The sequence below is a fragment of the Chlamydia trachomatis A/HAR-13 genome, assembly GCF_000012125.1.
Classification (GTDB): Bacteria; Chlamydiota; Chlamydiia; order Chlamydiales; family Chlamydiaceae; genus Chlamydia; species Chlamydia trachomatis.
In genome coordinates, this window is sequence record NC_007429.1 from 897701 (window position 1) to 914087 (window position 16387).

A 16387-nucleotide genomic window follows, 5' to 3' on the forward strand; every position below is an offset into this window, starting at 1 on the left:
ATGATGAAAAGCTTGTTTTACCACTTTATTGGTATTGGTGGGATTGGAATGAGTGCTTTAGCACATGTTCTGCTCGATCGAGGATATAGCGTATCGGGAAGTGATCTTTCCGAGGGGAAAGTGGTAGAGAAGCTGAAGAATAAAGGAGCGGAATTCTTTTTAGGGAATCAAGAAGAACATATCCCTGAAGGCGCTGTAGTTGTATACAGTTCAAGTATTTCTAAAAAAAATCCTGAATTTTTATCAGCTAAAAGTAGAGGGAACCGCGTAGTTCATCGAGCCGAATTATTAGCCGAGCTTGCTCAAGATCAGATTTCTATTTTTGTTACAGGAAGTCATGGAAAGACAACAGTCTCTTCTTTAATTACAGCCATTTTGCAGGAAGCGAAGAAAAATCCGTCCTTTGCTATAGGAGGTTTGAATCAAGAAGGCATCAATGGTGGTTCGGGATCGGAATATTTTGTTGCTGAAGCAGATGAGAGCGATGGGTCTATTCGGTGTTATACTCCAGAGTTTTCTGTTATTACGAATATAGATGATGAGCATCTGTCTAATTTTGAAGGAGATCGAGAGCTTCTTCTGGCTTCTTTGAAAGACTTTGCACTCAAGACTCAGCAGATCTGTTGGTATAATGGAGATTGTCCTCGCTTGCGTTCATGCTTGCAAGGGCATACTTTTGGATTGGACTCTTCTTGTGATCTACATATTCTATCTTATTATCAAGAAGGATGGAGACTGTACTTTACAGCAAAGTATCAAGATGTAGTGTATGCAGATATAGAAGTGCAATTGGTCGGCATGCATAACGTTTTGAATGCTGCAGCAGCTATGGGAATAGCTCTGTCATTGGGTATAGATGAAGGTGCTATAAGAAATGCTTTCAGAGGGTTTTCAGGAGTTCAAAGACGATTACAAAGAAAGAATTCTTCTGAGACCTTTCTCTTTTTAGAAGATTATGCACACCATCCTTCAGAGATTTCTTGTACATTACGTGCTGTTCGTACTGCTGTTGGACAGAGACGTATTTTAGCTATTTACCAGCCTCATCGTTTTTCTCGATTAAGAGAGTGTATAGACAGCTTCCCGTCAGCATTTAAAGATGCTGATGAAGTCTTGTTAACAGAAGTGTACAGTGCAGGAGAGGAGGCGGAAGATATTTCGTATCAGAAGCTTGCTGAAGCTATTAGTCAAGAGTCGATAGTAAAGTGTACGCATATTCCGTTTCATGAGTTGCAGAGACATTTAGAGCAGTCCATCCGTGTACACGATGTGTGTGTATCTTTAGGTGCTGGTAATATTGTGAATTTGGGAGAAAAGTTAAGAGATTTTGAGCCTCAAAAACTGCACTTAGGAATTATTTGTGGAGGGAAATCATGCGAACACGAGATTTCCGTTCTATCTGCAAAAAATATAGCTAAACATCTTTCAAAATCCTTTTATGATGTGAGTTATTTTTTAATTACTCGAGAAGGATTATGGGAGAGCGTCTCTTCATTAGAGACTGCTGAAGACTCAGGGAAATCCGTTTTTGATCCAGAAATAGCTCAGAGACTAGAAAAAGTAGACGTAGTGTTGCCGATACTACATGGTCCCTATGGTGAAGATGGAGCTATGCAAGGATTTCTAGAGACTATTGGCAAGCCTTATACAGGTCCTGCTATCGCTTTCTCTGCGATAGCAATGAATAAAGTGTTTACTAAGCGTTTTATGAGTGATTTAGGGATTCCTGTCGTTCCTTATCTCCCTTTAACATTAGCAGGATGGAAGCAAGAACAAGATAAGTGGTTAGCACATATTGTAGAGGCTTTTTCATTTCCTATGTTTGTGAAATCTTCGCATTTAGGATCTAGTATCGGCGTCTTCGAAGTTCATAATGTTATAGAATTACGAGATGCCATTAATGAAGCTTTTATGCGAGATAACGACGTGTTTGTAGAAGAAAATCGCTTAGGTTGCAAAGAAATAGAAGTTTCTGTCTTAGGAGATGGATCTGGTGCGTTTGTCGTTGCTGGTCTGCATGAGCGTCGTGGGAGTGGAGGTTTTATAGACTATCAAGAGAAGTATGGGTTAAGTGGTAAGTCTAGTGCGCAGATCGTATTTGATACAGATCTCTCTAAAGAAATACAGGAACAAATACTAGAAGCTGCGGATAAAATTTACCGTTTATTGCTAGGGAAAGGGTCGTGTCGTATTGACTTTTTTGTAGATGAAGAAGGAAATTTCTGGTTATCTGAGATGAACCCCATTCCTGGAATGACAGAAACGAGCCCATTTCTTACATCTTTCATCCGTAAAGGGTGGAGTTATGAACAGATAGTCCATCAACTTGTTATTGATGGGCTGCAACGATTTAACCAACGCCAACGCTTGATATCGACGTCTTTTGTAGATCAAGCGTTCGCTATTCAGTAAGCTCCAACAAGAGAGACTCTTTGTTGGGCAATCAAGCTAATCATGATGATGAGAGCAGCTACAACCTGGGCATACACCTGCAAGAGATCGTACAATGACCGAAGGTTCTTCTTCGATGCTATTTTCAGCAAAAGAAGAATCTTCTTCGAAATCTTCGGCAGAAGCTGCAGAGATATAATCTAAAGACAAAACTTCTTCATCTGTGAGAGAGCCGTTTTCAGGTTGAGCAAGCTCAACAAGGATTTTTTTCTGCAATCTAGCGCCTACACGTTTTAGAATGGTTCTTAGCGCTTGTATGGTTTGTCCTTTTCTCCCGATGATCTTTCCAATATCTTCAGAAGCGGCATGGATCTCCAGCTTAAGGGTTGCGCTGGCTTTGTCCTCGGATGACCGAATCTCAACGGCGTTGGGATCGGTAACTAAATTTTTAACGATGTACGCTGCAAAATCTTCCATAAAATCCAATGTAAAATGAGAAATAAAAACCTTGATAAGAGTCTCTTGCCCAAGATTGTGGGAAGAATATATGAAATTCTAAAAAAGCGTCAATATTTTCGCTTATAGGCCACTATGGGCTAATTTATGGTGAAAAATTCTAGAGATAGAAACCTCTTCATTTACGTTTAAGTAAAAGATAGTCTTCGCAACGAAGGTCGCAAATGACAGCTTGTTGAGGAGAGAAGGCTCCTAGAGAGAGTGCTTGTTGATAGTGTTGGATTCCAGGAAGGAAAGAGTCTTTACGAAAACGTAAGAGTGTTCCAGAAGATAAGGATACCACAAATTCTCCCGGATAATGATCGATTTGAGATAAGTCAATGATGCTAGGAGGATCCATCTGTAGTTGATCTATTAGGCTCGTGACAATAGACAGTGTTTGATGTGGAATGCGTGTTTGGGAAAGAGCTTGTTGCGAAAAGAAGACTGTAGGTAGTTCTAAGGATTGAAAAAAGGGCAAAGCTGGGAAGGTTTGTCCTTCATAACCTATGAATGTATGAGTTTGATTTCCTAAAAAAGCTAACGGAGTATGCAAAGCATAGGAAATAGCTAAGCCTTTATGATCAGGAACCTTCTCAATAGAAATAAAAGAAAAAACTCCTAATTCATTTAAAAAGTGCTCGGCAGACTTCGTGGAAAATGTCTGTAAAGCTGGAGGGGAATCAGCAGAAAGATGTAAGATATCCGAGAAAAAAGGCTCAGGAAGGCAAGGAGGCTCCGTACAGGTAAGAAACAATGTCTTAATAGGCGTTAGGGAGTGCTTGAAATTTAAAAAACTAGGCAGAGTCAGCCATAAGCCGATGGGTAAAAAGACGAGAACGCTAACGAAGATACACAGGAAAGCGTAGGGAAGAGAATAATTCGGCCCTTTAGCAAAAAAAAGACGCCATATATGTACTAAAAAAGAGGGGGAGCGGGGGGGCAAAATAACCTCTAACGTGCATCTAGAAGAATCTAAAAAGAATTGCTTTTTTAAATAGAAAAAAAGTGAGAAACCCTTATTGGAAGATAAAAGGTAGAGACTTCTTCCGTCAAGAATTTCATCATTAGATTACAAGCTGAATTAGAAGGCGAGATTATGGAATGGATAGCAAGAGAGTACAAAAATATTTTTATCGTCTCTTTAAAAGGGGATATGGATGCTGTGACGGTTCCTGCTTTAGAAGAGTTTCTAACAAAATCCATTGCAAAAGGACGTGTTAATGTTTTGTTAAATATGGAGAAAGTTTTTTATATGAGTAGTGCAGGTTTACGCACACTGCTCTCATTAGCAAAATTAACACAAAATCATAATGGGAAGCTTTGTATCTGTTGTCTTAGAGATGAAGTTGCTGATATTATTCGTATCGCAGGATTGGATAAAGTAATCACCATCCGTAAAGCAGAACAAGAATCTTTTAGCGATTTTTAAACTATGTCCTCATCATCCTCTTCGGGAGCTGCAACTGGATTCGCTGTATGTTCGGATCCGCAAAAATCTTTTTCAAAAATGTTTAAGCGGACAGTGATTCTGTTGGCTGGGCCAACAGGATCTGGTAAAACAGCGGTTTCTCTTAAATTGGCACCTCTTGTGGACGGAGAGATTATCTCCGTAGATTCTATGCAGGTGTATCAGGGAATGGATATTGGAACAGCAAAAGTTTCCCTAGCAGACCGTAAGGAGGTTCCGCATCACTTGATAGATGTGTGTCATGTCCAAGAGTCTTTTAATGCTGTTGATTTCTATTATCATGCAGTGCAGGCATGTCAAGATATCTTGTCGCGTAATAAAGTCCCCATTCTCGTAGGAGGGACAGGTTTTTATTTCCATACTTTTCTATCAGGTCCGCCATCTGGGCCTTCTCCAGATTTTGTATTGCGGGAGCAGCTTACATTAGAAGCGCAGGAACGAGGAATAAGCGCTCTATATCAAGAATTAGAGCTTTTGGATCCTGTTTATGCAGCCACTATTACCAAGCATGATAAGAATAAAATTATTCGTGCTTTAGAAATTATTCGAAAAACAGGGAGTAAGGTATCTAGTTATGCCTGGCAATCTACCGTAAATGAATCAAAAGAGTATCATTGTCGGGGGTGGCTTTTATCTCCAGATCCAGAGTTATTGCGCCATAATATTTTAGAACGATGTGATCAGATGTTAGAAGAAGGGCTTTTAGACGAGGTGCAGGCTCTTTTAGCTGCTGGGATCAAAGGGAATTCTTCCGCATCACGAGCAATTGGATACAGAGAATGGATAGAGTTCTTGGATTTAGGAAGCCCACCAGACTTATTTGAGATCACGAAGCAAAAATTTATTACCAATACGTGGCGTTATACTAAGAAACAGCGTACCTGGTTTAAGAGGTGTTCTTTGTTTAGAGAGCTTAGGCCCATGGGGATGACTCTGGATGATATGGCAAAGAAGATAGCGCAAGACTATTTTCTTTGTGGGTAAATCCTCATCTAGCTAAAGAGAGCGGGCGGTAAAAGGTATCTCGTTCTACAGGAGTAAATCCTGCTTGAAGTAGCATTGCGCAGATCTCCTTCTCAGAGCTTTGCAGATCCCAGCCTGTGCATTTGTGGACACTTTCATCAAGTATTGTGCCACCGAAGTCGTCGGCTCCATAAAAGAGTCCCTTAACACCCTCTTCCTTCCCTTCCCCAAACCATGATGCTGCGATGTGGTCAAAATTATCTAAAAAAATTCTTGCCACCGCAAGAATGCGGTAATAGAGTTCGGGAGACGCTTGGTGAGGGACGCGTCTCCCTAGTGCTGTATTATTAGGTTTATAACTCCAAGGGATGAAGCTAAAAAATCCAGGATTCTCATCTTGCGCATCACGAAGAGTTTGTAGATGTAGCAGAATATCTTCTGGGCTTTCTACATGGCCAAACATCATGGTTGCTGTTGAACGGAATCCTAAGCGATGAGCGAGTTTGTGGAATTGTATCCAGCCATCCGGCCCCATTTTTTTAGGAGATATTTGTTTCCGAATTCTTTCAGATAAGATTTCGGCTCCTCCTCCAGGAATAGTGCGTTGACCAGCTTCCCAGAGACGTTCCAAAGCTTGTTCGGTAGAGATCCCCGATATTTGAGCAGCATGTGCGATTTCTACTGCAGAAAAAAAGTGCGGGTGTAAAGAAGGAAATTCCTTTTTTGTGATGGAAACTAGAGTTTCTAAGTAGTCAATGCCAATTTGTGGATGAACTCCTCCTTGTAGTAAAACGGTTTTGATGCCAGCTTGAACATAGCGCTGCATTAATTGTCGGAATTCATCAAAGGAGAGTAGATAGGCATTGGAAGAATGCGGTTTTCTGTAAAATGCGCAAAATGCACAATCTATTTTACAAATGTTCGTGTAGTTAGGATTAGCATCAAGGACATAGGTAATAGTATTTTGAGGGTAGCGTTGTTTGCGTAATGAATCTGCATGGATTCGAAGCTCTTCCAAGGGGGAATAAAGAAAAAGGCGGAGTCCTTCCTGGAACGAAGTTCTTGCGGGAGATCCCATAAAACCGTTGACGATAATGCATTGCCAGAGCAAACTTTGACTACCAATTGTTTTTTTTGTCAAGACTCACACTAACCAATAGTTATCATATGGATATTCCAGAACAGGGCTCAAATACACCAGAAGTAGAGCAAGCAGCTTGCTGCAATCAAGAAGCGGCAGAAAATGATCGTGCTAAAGATGAGCTCTCTTCTTCAGAGATCTCAGCAGAAGCTGTCCAGAGTTGCGAGTCAATGGAAGCTTTTGAGCAAGTGGTTGCAGAACGCAGCTCAATTGAAGAAAAGATTTTATTTGCATTAGAGCAGATGGGAGCTTTGCTAAAAGGTGCGGATCAGAATAGCGATTTGAAGCTGTTCTGGAATGTGAGAAAGTTTTGTCTACCTTTATTCCAGCAGTTGGAGGATCCTGTTCAGCGAGCCAATCTTTGGGGGCGTTACACTGAACTAACAAGGGAAGGGCGTCATATCAAGACTTTGCAAGATGAAGAAGGCGCTTTCCTAGTAGGACAGATTGAGCTGGCTATTTCTTGTTTGGAATCTGGTGTTCAGGGATTTTTCTCAAAAACAGAGAAAGAAGAGATCTCTGAGGAGGATCGAGCTGCGTTAGAAATTCCTAGTTTGTCTGCACATAAAGATTTCTATTTGTCTACGCATGCAGATCTGCGTTGGTTAGGAAGTTTCTCTTCTCAAATTATCAATTTGAGAAAAGAGCTTATGAATATTAGCATGCGTATGCGGCTGAAAAGCCAGTTTTTTCAGAAGTTATCCGTTTTAGGGAATAAGGTATTTCCTCGTAGAAAAGAATTAACCGAGAAGGTGAGCGAACTATTTGCTCAAGATGTGGAAGCTTTTGTAGAAAGATATTTTTCAAGAGCCTCTAGAGAGTCTCTTAAGAAGTCCGTCTTTTTCTTAAGAAAAGAAATTAAGAGATTGCAGCAGGCTGCTAAGTATCTATCTATTTCTTCTGGAGTTTTTTCTTCGACACGTTTGGGACTGAGTCAGTGTTGGGATCAGCTTAAAGGCTTAGAAAAAGAAATCCGCCAGGAACAAAGCCGTTTGGCTGCTACTTCCGCTGAGAATATGAAGGAAGTTCAAGGGCGTTTAGATCAGGTAGAAGTCCTTTTACAGGAGAACGAAGAGGTCCATAAGATCCGTAAGGAGATAGAGGCAATTTCTAAACATATTCGAGGAATCTCTCTGGTTCATGATGATGTTGTTCTATTGAAGGGCCGTATTCAGACTTTGTTAGGAGAGGTCCGAGAGAGAGAAGCTGTCATTGAGAAAGAAATGAAGGAGTTGCAAGCTAAAGCAGAGCGGGCTAGGGCAGAAGCAATTCAAGCACTGGAAAACGAAGTGCAAAGTTTCTGTGATCAATGTAATGAAGGAGATCTTCCTGAAGGGGCTAAAGAGCGTTGTCAGGAGCTGAAAGAAGCTGTGCAGAAGATGGCTTATCTGCCTTATGCGAAGAAAGTAGCTTTGGATAATCAAATCAACGCTGCGCAGAGAAGCGTTCTTGCACGGCTAGAAGAACAAATGCTAGCTTGTCCAGATGCAAAAGAAAAAGTATTAAATATGCGGCAGGTTCTGGAACAAAGAATGCTGCGGCGTAAAGAGCTCAAAGCTAAATTTGAGTGTGATAAGAAATTATTAGGGGGATCCGGCCTCGATTTTGACCGTGCTTTGCAGTATAGTGCTATGGTGGAAGAGGATAGAAAGGCCCTTGAAGAGCTTGATGCAGCCATTATCGAGTTGAAAAGACAAATACAGCAGTTTGTTTAAAAGCTGATAATGGAGGAGTAAGAACAAGTAGTCAAAAGGTGAAGAGCCTTTTGGCTATTTTTTTTAAATTGTTTTAAAGAGTGGCAACTTAGGACTGGAAAACATCTATGTATACACCGTATCCTAGATGGTTCGGTTTGTTCTCACTACAGGTTTTTATGTTCATGATGAGAACGATCGCAAAATGTTGCGAGAAAAGCCTTAGCTCTTTGAAATAAAAATATGTCCATAAGGATAGCAGAGAAGTCCTAATCTTGCTCTGGCATGGAAGTTAGCTTGAGTACGGTGACTAGGTTTTTGAGAAAGCTCTTCAAAGAGTAGGGGATCTCGCTAGAGGAAAGAGGCTATTTTTGGTAAAGAATATCCACGAGAGCTAGGGCTCAAAGGGATTTTTCTCTTTAGAAAAAAAGCTCGACCTTATCTTAGATAATCGGGTATTCTCAGGCCAGTTTCATGGATTCGTTTTGTTTAAATTTATTGAAGGTAATTGTTAAAGCTATTGATAACAAAAAAGGCCGTAACCCTGTTGTTTTAGACGTTCAAAACATTTCCCAATTAACAGATTATTTTGTTTTTGTTGAAGGGAACGTTGGGGTTCACATTAAAGCTATAGCTGACACAATTATAGAGGAGTTAAAAAAACTAAAAGTCTATCCATTGAATGTGGAAGGACTTAGTCATAGTGATTGGGTTGTTATTGATTACGGATTTATTGTTATCCACTTATTTGTTTCTTCGGTACGAGAGCAGTATTGTTTAGAAGAATTGTGGAAGGACGGAGCAATCATTACGTCTGATTGTCTAGCTTCTTAAAGGAGAAAGTATGAACAAAAAACGTGTAGTCGTTACAGGAATGGGGATCGTCTCCTGCCTTGGGAATGAAGTAGAATCTTTCTATGATGGCCTATTGGCGGGAATTAGTGGAGTGCGAACAATCACGTCTTTTCCCTGCGATGATTATGCTACGCGTTTTGCTGGCTGGATAGAAGAATTTAACTCAGAGCCTTACTTAGATAAAAAACAAGCTAGACGAGTTGATCCTTTTATTACTTATGCAGTTGTAGCTGCAAAGAAGGCAATAGCTATGTCCCGTTGGGATCAAGATACTCTTCCCGCAGATTCTCATCGTTGTGGGGTGATTATTGGTTCTGGAATGGGAGGATTACGAACCCTGGATGAGGGGATTGAAAAACTATCGGCTGGAAATAGAAAATTATCTCCATTCTTTATTCCTTACATCATTACGAATATGGCTCCGGCTTTAATCGCAATGGATTATGGGTTAATGGGACCTAATTATTCTATTTCAACAGCCTGTGCAACAGCAAACTACTGTATTGATGCCGCTTATCAGTACCTCATTGAGGGTCGAGCAGATGTTATCGTTTGTGGAGGAACTGAAGCGGCTATTAACCGTGTTGGTTTAGCTGGATTTATTGCGAATCGCGCATTGTCAGAAAGAAATGATGCTCCAGAACAAGCTTCGCGCCCTTGGGATAGGGATCGAGACGGTTTTGTTTTGGGGGAGGGTGCAGGAATTCTTGTTTTGGAAACCCTTGATAATGCTTTGAAAAGAGGGGCTCCGATTTTTGCGGAGGTACTTGGCACATATACAACGTGCGATGCTTTTCATATTACTGCTCCTAGAGATGATGGCGAAGGAATCACTGCCTGTATATTGGGAGCCTTGAATAAGGCTGGGATTCCTAAAGAACGGGTGAATTATATTAATGCACACGGAACGTCGACGCCTCTAGGGGATCTATCAGAGGTATTGGCTTTGAAGAAAGCTTTTGGAAGCCACGTCAAAAACTTGCGAATGAATTCAACGAAGTCGTTGATAGGGCACTGCTTGGGAGCTGCAGGAGGAGTAGAAGCTGTTGCAACCATTCAAGCCATCCAGACTGGGAAGTTGCACCCAACAATCAATGTAGAAAATCCGATAGCAGAAATAGAAGAATTCGATGTGGTTGCGAACAAAGCTCAAGATTGGGATGTCGATGTAGCTATGTCAAATTCTTTTGGTTTTGGCGGACACAATTCAACGATATTATTTTCGAGGTATGAACCTTCATTATGATGAAAACTAAGCACGAATATTCTTTTGGCGTTATTCCTATCAGATTTTTTGGTACTCCGGATAGAAGTACCTTAAAGGCTTGTTTTGTCTGCCATACAGATGGGAAACATTGGGGTTTCCCTAAGGGGCATGCTGAGGAAAAAGAAGGCCCTCAGGAAGCTGCTGAGAGAGAACTTGTAGAAGAAACTGGTTTGGGGATTGTTAATTTTTTCCCAAAAATATTTGTGGAAAATTATTCCTTTAATGACAAAGAAGAAATCTTTGTGCGTAAAGAGGTAACTTATTTTCTTGCAGAGGTTAAAGGCGAAGTACATGCTGATCCTGATGAGATCTGTGATGTGCAGTGGCTAAGCTTTCAAGAAGGTTTACGCCTTTTAATTTTCCCAGAAATTCGTAATATTGTTACGGAAGCAGATAAATTTGTTCAAAGTTATCTATTTGCTTCATAAAATCCCCTAGGATGAAAAAAACTTGGTTAGGAAGGGCCGTTGTGGAATCTCCCACAACAGCCTTTTCTTTTTCTGTCGATTTACATAAAAAGATTGCAATAGTCTTCGTGAGCAAGACGAATGACTTTTTGAGCTTCTTTTTTGCCGTATAAACCTACAATTTCAATTTTAGCTGGTTTTGCTTGAATTAAGCTTTCTGGAGTAGCTTTATAGGTTAAGAAATAGTGTTGGATCATGTCCAAAACTGTGCCTGGGCATTCAGAAATATCTTCTATATTGCCATAGACTAAATCATCTTCTAGAACAGCGATGATTTTATCATCGGCTTCTTCCGAGTCTAAAATACGAATCCCTCCGATAGGACGCGCTTGCAAGAGGATATTCCCTTGTGTAATATTTTTTTCCGTTAACACACAGATATCAAGAGGATCGCCATCGCCTTTGATATTCTCTCTGTTACTTTGTTGACCACTGTATTCTCCAGAAAGATCTCCACAATAAGTCTTAGGTAACAGCCCGTATAAGCAAGGACAAAAGTTAGAAAACTTTTGTGGCCGATCCACTTTTAGGATACCAGTTTCTTTATCCAGTTCGAATTTAACGGAGTCGGCTGGAGTGATTTCTATATAGCAACAAAGAGATTCATAATCATCGCGTGTTAATACTGGCCCATGCCAAGGATGAGCTATGGATAATGGTGTTTTAGACATAAGATCACTCTCTATTAAAGTGTTTTATGCGCAATTATCCTGCGCATCCGGCTTATTCGTCCAGATAGTTTTAGTCTTCTGTTCTCGCAGTAAAACTTTTATTTTATCGGCAGCCTTTCTTTTTGCTTTTATTCTTGTCATTGTGAAAAATGTTGAAAAGTTACTTGTGGCAATCCTTTCAGACAGGTTTTTTGTACGAAAGACGAGAGTGATTGTACTGCAAAATAATATGAGCCGGACGTAGGATATGAAATACTCTTTGCAAATAGAAGACCTACATATTGAAGGATATGAACAGGTTTTGAAAGTTACTTGCGAGTCTGTACAGTTAGTTGCTGTAATTGCTATTCATCAGACAAAAGTGGGTCCAGCTTTAGGAGGCATTCGTGCCTTCCCTTATCTTCAATTTGAGGATGGTTTACAAGATGCTCTACGTTTGTCAAAAGCAATGACATACAAAGCTCTTCTCAGCAGTACAGAAACCGGAGGCGGGAAGAGTGTCATTTTCTTGCCAAAAGGGATGACTAGTCCTACAGAAGGAATGCTGCGAGCTTTTGGGCAAGCTGTAAACTCTTTACAAGGGAAGTACATTGCGGCCGAGGATGTGGGGGTCTCTGTTCAGGATGTCATGATTATTCGTGAAGAGACACCGTATGTTTGTGGTCTTGTAACAGTCAGTGGAGACCCTTCTATTTACACAGCTCACGGCGTGTTTTTATGTATTCAAGAAACTGCAGATTACCTTTGTAAAACGGATATACGAGGAAAACGTGTCGCTGTACAAGGGTTAGGAGCAGTCGGACGTAAGTTGGTGCATGAACTGTTCTTTGCCGGTGCAGAGTTAATCGTTTACGACACAAGGAAAGATCTTCTCGATGAAGTAGTGACTTTATATGGCGCCCAAGTGGATGAAAATATCATCTCTGCGGATTGCGATATTCTATGCCCATGTGCCTTAGGTGGAATTATTAATTCGATGAGTATCGATCAGCTGCGATGTCGCGCTATTGTTGGAGCAACCAACAATCAATTAGAAAATCCTGCTATAGGCAGAGAATTGGTTGCTAGAGGGATTCTTTATGCTCCAGACTATCTTGCTAACGCAGGAGGCTTATTGAATGTCGCTGGTTCCGTAGGGCGAGCTTATTCGCCTAAAGAAGTGTTAAGCAAGGTGGAAGGCCTGCCGAAAATACTTCGTAAATTATACGAACAAGGGGCTAAAGAAAACCGAGACACAGGGACGTTGGCTGATGCTATAGTTGAAGAGCGCTTAGCTGTTTATGCTTAGTAGCAGAGACATGAGTGGCAAGGGGGAGCATGTTTTGAGTAGCTTGGTGACGTAGTTTGTATAGAGTCTCTAAAATCGTGCTATGCATTTGCTCGTTAGCAGAAGCAAGAATCAAAGGATGTCTATCTAGATATAAATTTGGATTAGAAAAAGGGAGAGGATTCCCCGATATATCTGTAACGAGGCCTCCAGCTTCTTCTATAAGAAACACACCGGGAGCATGGTCTCTGTAGTGGGCTCGTGGAGGGGAATACGGGATGCGAATGAAGAAGTCTACCGTATTATCTGCAACCCAAGCGTATTTGCATTGACTATCTGCTCGGATAGGCTGAGGATTCCAAGGGAGATGTTTACTGAGAATATGTGTAGTTAAATGTTGATGGTTTCTAGCTGATAAGGAGGCTTCACAGAATTTACAGGTAGGTTGGAAATCTTCGTGCAGGGAGAAGGGGAAGGAATGGGTAGGATTACAAATCGTAAGTCCTTCGCCTTTGGCTGCCGAATAGATTTTGAAAGAGTTATTTTCAGAAGAAGGGCAAGCGATAACGGAGAGAACAGGAGTATGTTCGTAAAATAGAGAAAGAGCGATGGCGAAACAACGTTGTTTGATGAATCCCGAAGTACCGTCGATAGGGTCCGTTAACCAAAATAGTGAAGAGTGGGAGCTTTCCGGAGAGAGGGCCTGATACAAATCTTGACAGGAGACTTTGGGATCGAGCTGCTGCGCAAATTGTAGGATTTGAGGGATCCTAGGGTGATCCGTGGCAGGATTGAGAGTTTCTTCTCCGACCAGCGGGATATGCGGAAATAAAGATGTCAGTTTTTGGTAAAAATAATATTGGATAGCGTAATCAGCGGGAGTAACGTATGTCTGGTCAGGCTTTTTCCAAAAGGGAATAAATTTATGAGCTTTTCGATAGCGCATCAGTGACAGCATAGCCTGCATGACAACTGTTTCCGCAGCTTTTTGGCAGTCATTGAGGAGGGAGAACATAAGCTTTTCCGCTGGTTGCAAAGAGGTAACAATCACTCATTATAGGGAGCGAATGTTGCTGTAGTGAGAGGACATCCTAACCAGAGAGATAGTTTCTTAGCAAGAGCAGAGCTATTGTAGAGTTGCGCAAATAACTTGGATTTCTGTAAAGATTATTAACGAAAAATATGAAGCCACGATATCTTTTTGATAATAAATGAAAAGAATAGTTCTTTTCAGAATGCAAACCTGTTAATTTGGATATGGAAATATTGCACTCTTTGGTGCAAGAATAATTTTAACAAAACCAAGAGGAAGTATGAAGATAGGGTTTTGGCGTAGACTGTATGAGGTGTGTTATACTTCTCTTATAGGGTGCGCTTTGAAACTTCGCTATCGTGTATTAGTCGAAGGGATAGAGTCTATTAACCAGAATTCCCAGAAGGGAGCTTTATTTCTTTCTAATCATGTAGCAGAGATAGACCCTGTCATTTTAGAGCACGTGTTTTGGTTAAAGTTTCACGTGCGACCTATAGCGGTAGATTATTTATTCAATAATCCAGTGGTAAAATGGTTTCTTGATTCTGTAAGAGCCATCCCTGTGCCTTCCGTCGTCCCTGGAAGGGATGATAAGCGTTTGCTTGAAAGGATGGAGCGCTTTTATGTATGCGTGACCCAAGCACTAGATCGTAAGGAAAGCTTGCTTCTTTATCCATCAGGACGATTGTCTAGAAATGGGAAAGAAGAGATCGTTAATCAGCAGGCAGCCTACACTATTTTGCACCGGGCGAAGGAATGTGATGTATTCTTAGTTAAGATCACAGGACTTTGGGGAAGTTCTTTTTCACGCTATAGAACAGGAAGCACACCAAAATTAGGTAAAGTGTTTAAAGAGGCGGTGAAAGCCTTGTTGCGGTGCGGAATTTTCTTCATGCCTAAACGCGAGGTACGGGTTTCGGTTTGCCCTGCAGATTACTCGGTATTGAAGCAGTTCCCGACAAAACAAGAATTCAATACTTTCCTCTCGGATTGGTTTAATCAAGAGGGAGGGGAGACTCCTTTAGAGGTCCCCTACGCATAGGTAAGAGATGCGAGATAATAGGAATACAGCTAGAAGTAAACGCGGAAAATTACGATCAGAAAAAACCGTTTTACGCAGTTTTTTGAAGCTTTGCGCAGAGATGACTACGGCGACGGTTTTTTGGGATGAGCAACTTGGAAAGCTTTCCTACAATCAAGTGTATAAGGCTGTTTGTGCTTTAGCGACACGTTTAGCAAATTATCCTGATCAGCATATTGGAATTATGATGCCCGCATCAGCAGGCGCCTATATTGCTTATTTTGCAACGCTTCTTTCAGGGAAGATTCCAGTGATGATTAACTGGAGTCAAGGGTTGCGAGAAGTAACGGCGTGCGCAAACCTGGTTGGTGTGACTCATGTGATTACAGCAAAGCCTCTTATGCAGAAATTGGCGCAGACGCATGGAGAAGATGCAGAATATCCTTTTTCCCTAATTTTTCTAGATGAGGTTCGTAAGGAATTATCTTTCCTAGAGAAGTGTCGAGTGGGTATTTGCATGTCCATACCTTTTGAATGGATGATGCGCTGGTTCGGAGTGTTTGATAAAGACCCTGAGGATGTTGCTGTCATTCTGTTCACGTCAGGAACCGAGAAACTCCCAAAAGGGGTTCCTCTTACTAATGCCTCACTACTTGCTAATCAACGGGCCTGTTTCGATTGCTTTTCTCCGAAAGAAGATGATGCAATGATATCCTTCCTTCCCCCGTTTCATGCGTATGGGTTCAATTCTTGTACGCTGTTTCCTTTGCTATCCGGGATACCTGTTGTTTTTGCCTATAATCCTTTGTATGCGAAGAAAATAGTTGAGATGATTGATGAAGCAAAGGTCACTTTGCTAGGAAGTACGCCTGTTTTCCTCAGTTATATTATTAATGCTGCTAAGAAAAGCGAGACCGCGCTTCCTTCCTTGCGGTTCGTTGTTGTTGGAGGAGATGTTTTCAAACACTCTTTATATCAAGAAGCTTTGAAAACTTTCCCACATGTTCAACTGCGTCAAGGATATGGAACTACAGAATGCTCTCCGGTTATCACTATTAATACTGTGAATAGTCCGAAACATGAGTCTTGCGTAGGCATGCCTGTTAGAGGTATGGAAGTGTTAATTGTTTCTGAAGAAACTAAAGTCTCTGTATCAACCGGAGTAACAGGATTGGTTCTGACACGAGGAACTTCTCTATTTAAAGGATATTTGGGAGAAGACTTCGGACATGGATTCATAGAGTTAGCTGGAGAGACTTGGTATGTCACCGGCGACTTGGGGTATGTAGATCGCCATGGGGAGTTATTCTTAAAAGGACGACTCAGTCGTTTTGTGAAGATTGGGGCAGAAATGGTGAGCCTTGAGGCAATGGAGAGTATTATTATGGAAGGATGTGGGCAAAATGCTGCCGATCATCCTTTGGTGGTTTGCGGCCTCCCAGGAGAAAAAGAGCGTCTTTGCCTATTCACGATATTCCCAACTTCTGTTTCGGAAGTAAATGATATCCTAAAAAACTCCAAAACCAGTAACTTATTGAAAATTTCTTATCACCATCAGGTAGAAGCGATTCCTATGTTGGGGACGGGGAAACCTGATTACTGTTCCTTAAATGCTTTGGCAAAACGATTATTTAGCGAATAAGGACTGCTC

At 41.2% G+C, this 16387-nt stretch carries 15 protein-coding genes; 10 read left to right on the top strand and 5 right to left on the bottom strand.

Annotated features, from left to right (window positions below; genetic code table 11):
- A complete protein-coding gene (locus CTA_RS04170; RefSeq protein WP_011324857.1) occupies nucleotides 1-2412 on the top strand; it encodes a bifunctional UDP-N-acetylmuramate--L-alanine ligase/D-alanine--D-alanine ligase in 2412 nt (803 codons plus the stop codon).
- A 36-nt stretch (nucleotides 2413-2448) separates the two neighbouring features.
- Here the strand turns inward: CTA_RS04170 and CTA_RS04175 are convergent, their stop codons facing one another.
- Together CTA_RS04175 and CTA_RS04180 are read right to left on the bottom strand one after the other, a co-directional pair.
- The gene (locus CTA_RS04175) at nucleotides 2449-2868 is read right to left on the bottom strand and encodes a KH domain-containing protein (RefSeq protein ID WP_009873388.1); all 420 of its coding nucleotides are present in this window, start codon (nucleotides 2866-2868) and stop codon (nucleotides 2449-2451) included.
- A gap of 157 nt (nucleotides 2869-3025) precedes the next feature.
- Nucleotides 3026-3832, bottom strand: coding sequence for a hypothetical protein (locus CTA_RS04180; RefSeq protein ID WP_009872144.1), 807 nt, complete (start codon nucleotides 3830-3832; stop codon nucleotides 3026-3028).
- A gap of 153 nt (nucleotides 3833-3985) precedes the next feature.
- On the opposite strand from CTA_RS04180, the gene CTA_RS04185 reads away from it, so the two are divergent.
- Together CTA_RS04185 and miaA are read left to right on the top strand one after the other, a co-directional pair.
- Nucleotides 3986-4318: an anti-sigma factor antagonist gene (locus tag CTA_RS04185; RefSeq protein ID WP_009872145.1), complete on the top strand. Its 333-nt coding sequence runs from the start codon at nucleotides 3986-3988 to the stop codon at nucleotides 4316-4318.
- A 3-nt stretch (nucleotides 4319-4321) separates the two neighbouring features.
- Complete coding sequence (miaA, locus tag CTA_RS04190) at nucleotides 4322-5341, top strand: tRNA (adenosine(37)-N6)-dimethylallyltransferase MiaA (RefSeq protein ID WP_011324858.1); 1020 nt, start codon at nucleotides 4322-4324, stop codon at nucleotides 5339-5341.
- Nucleotides 5342-5345: 4 nt separating this feature from the next.
- On the opposite strand, the gene mqnC is transcribed toward miaA, so the two are convergent.
- The gene (gene mqnC, locus CTA_RS04195; RefSeq protein WP_011324859.1) at nucleotides 5346-6398 is read right to left on the bottom strand and encodes a cyclic dehypoxanthinyl futalosine synthase; all 1053 of its coding nucleotides are present in this window, start codon (nucleotides 6396-6398) and stop codon (nucleotides 5346-5348) included.
- A gap of 89 nt (nucleotides 6399-6487) precedes the next feature.
- On the opposite strand from mqnC, the gene CTA_RS04200 reads away from it, so the two are divergent.
- From CTA_RS04200 to CTA_RS04215, 4 genes are all read left to right on the top strand, one after another.
- A complete protein-coding gene (locus CTA_RS04200; RefSeq protein WP_011324860.1) occupies nucleotides 6488-8176 on the top strand; it encodes a hypothetical protein in 1689 nt (562 codons plus the stop codon).
- A gap of 453 nt (nucleotides 8177-8629) precedes the next feature.
- Nucleotides 8630-8989 carry a ribosome silencing factor gene (gene rsfS / locus CTA_RS04205; protein WP_009872149.1) on the top strand — a complete coding sequence of 120 codons (360 nt, stop codon included), beginning with the start codon at nucleotides 8630-8632 and terminating at the stop codon, nucleotides 8987-8989.
- Nucleotides 8990-8999: 10 nt separating this feature from the next.
- On the top strand, nucleotides 9000-10256 hold the full coding sequence (gene fabF / locus CTA_RS04210; RefSeq protein ID WP_011324861.1) for a beta-ketoacyl-ACP synthase II: 1257 nt from the start codon (nucleotides 9000-9002) through the stop codon (nucleotides 10254-10256).
- On the top strand, nucleotides 10253-10705 hold the full coding sequence (locus CTA_RS04215; protein WP_009872151.1) for a bis(5'-nucleosyl)-tetraphosphatase: 453 nt from the start codon (nucleotides 10253-10255) through the stop codon (nucleotides 10703-10705). Before fabF ends, CTA_RS04215 begins: the two co-directional genes overlap by 4 nt.
- A gap of 80 nt (nucleotides 10706-10785) precedes the next feature.
- Here the strand turns inward: CTA_RS04215 and CTA_RS04220 are convergent, their stop codons facing one another.
- On the bottom strand, nucleotides 10786-11415 hold the full coding sequence (locus tag CTA_RS04220; protein ID WP_009872152.1) for an inorganic pyrophosphatase: 630 nt from the start codon (nucleotides 11413-11415) through the stop codon (nucleotides 10786-10788).
- A 247-nt stretch (nucleotides 11416-11662) separates the two neighbouring features.
- Here CTA_RS04220 and CTA_RS04230 point away from each other — a divergent pair, with 247 nt between their 5' ends.
- Nucleotides 11663-12703, top strand: coding sequence for a Glu/Leu/Phe/Val dehydrogenase family protein (locus tag CTA_RS04230; RefSeq protein WP_009872153.1), 1041 nt, complete (start codon nucleotides 11663-11665; stop codon nucleotides 12701-12703).
- Here CTA_RS04230 and CTA_RS04235 read toward each other — a convergent pair.
- Nucleotides 12669-13697, bottom strand: a complete 1029-nt coding sequence (locus tag CTA_RS04235) for a 3'(2'),5'-bisphosphate nucleotidase (RefSeq protein ID WP_011324862.1) — start codon at nucleotides 13695-13697, stop codon at nucleotides 12669-12671. The genes CTA_RS04230 and CTA_RS04235 overlap by 35 nt on opposite strands.
- A 298-nt stretch (nucleotides 13698-13995) precedes the next feature.
- On the opposite strand from CTA_RS04235, the gene CTA_RS04240 reads away from it, so the two are divergent.
- Nucleotides 13996-14757 (top strand): lysophospholipid acyltransferase family protein, encoded by a 762-nt coding sequence (locus tag CTA_RS04240; protein ID WP_009872920.1) that lies wholly within the window; start codon nucleotides 13996-13998, stop codon nucleotides 14755-14757.
- Between the two features lie 7 nt (nucleotides 14758-14764).
- A complete protein-coding gene (locus CTA_RS04245) occupies nucleotides 14765-16378 on the top strand; it encodes an AMP-binding protein (protein WP_011324863.1) in 1614 nt (537 codons plus the stop codon).
- Nucleotides 16379-16387 lie beyond the last annotated feature (9 nt).